Here is a 1,067-nt window from a genome sequence, read left to right as displayed (position 1 = left end):
GTGCGGCCCCGGCCTTCGTGCGTCTCAGACGCCGGCGTCCTCGAAGCGCCGCAGCTCGCCCGGCAGCCGCGAACCGAGCGGCGACATCGCGTCGCCGGCGCCGTGCCGGGCCAGCAGATCGAGCACGAGCCTGCCACGGCGGACCCGCTCACGGGCGGTGCTGAGGACGGTCTCCCGCAGGTGCAGGCCGGAGGGGTAGATCGACGGGGCCTTGGAGAGGCCGAACTTGAGGTAGAGCGGGGCGCCCCGGCGGATCAGCTCGGCGATCTCGTACATACGGATGTAGCCGCCGAGGTCGTCCGGCGCCTCCACGTACATGTCCATCGGCGCACCGCTCACCCGGCGGATCTGGGTGAGGTGGTCCAGCGTCAGGTCGCTGGGCACATTGAGGGAGTCGGCGCCGAGCCGCTCGTACACGGCGTACGCGGCGGGGTTGACGGGGCCGATGAGCGCGGAGACCTTCAGGGTGGTGCCGGCGGGCAGGAGACCGCGCGACCGTGCCCGGTGCAGGGTCCACAGCACCCCCTCGTCGGCGACGAGCAGACAGCGCACCCCCAGCTCGGTGGCGCGGACGGCGTCCTCCACACAGCCGGCGACCGCGTCGTGCCCCCGGGCGCGCAGCCCGCCGCCCCGCGAGTCGGTACGGGTGGAGCCGCCGATGTCCCAGGTGCCGCGCGGTCCGGTGAACAGGCAGAGCTCGATGTCGCGTTCGGCGGTCGCCTCCACCATCTCGGTGATCTCGTCGTCGCCGAGCATCCAGACGCCGCTGCCCTGGCTGACGCGGTGTACGGGGACGTCGAGCCGGGTCGACTCCTTGAGCACCGCGGCGAGCGCCTCGGGGCCCTCCACGGAGGGGATCTCCACCCGCCAGCGGCCGCCGTCGGGGAAGGAGTGCGGGGAGGCGTCGGCGGGGTCGAGGGCCGGGCCCTCGAGCCCGAGGGCGGCGAGGGCGGGTTCACCGGGCCTGCGAGGCGTTGAGCGAGGCATTGCGGACGGGGACATGGATCTCCTCGACTGAAGAAAATGGTTCGATATCACGAACAACGTTCGAGACCTTGGGTGTGGGC

The 1,067-nt window shown here is 72.5% G+C and carries 1 protein-coding gene; it reads right to left on the bottom strand.

Annotated features, from left to right (window positions below; translation table 11 throughout):
• Positions 1-24: 24 nt before the first annotated feature.
• Positions 25-1,002, bottom strand: coding sequence for a hypothetical protein (locus tag ACWGH4_RS35360; protein WP_453468029.1), 978 nt, complete (start codon positions 1,000-1,002; stop codon positions 25-27).
• Between the last annotated feature and the right edge of the window lie 65 nt (positions 1,003-1,067).

The sequence above is a fragment of the Streptomyces sp. NPDC054847 genome, from assembly GCF_053610925.1.
This window is presented reverse-complemented; position numbering and strand designations above follow the sequence as displayed.

Excerpts from the sequence above, each read along its gene's own strand:
- ACWGH4_RS35360 (WP_453468029.1), bottom strand. The coding sequence starts at position 1,002 with ATGTCCCCGTCCGCAATGCCTCGCTCAACGCCTCGCAGGCCCGGTGAA.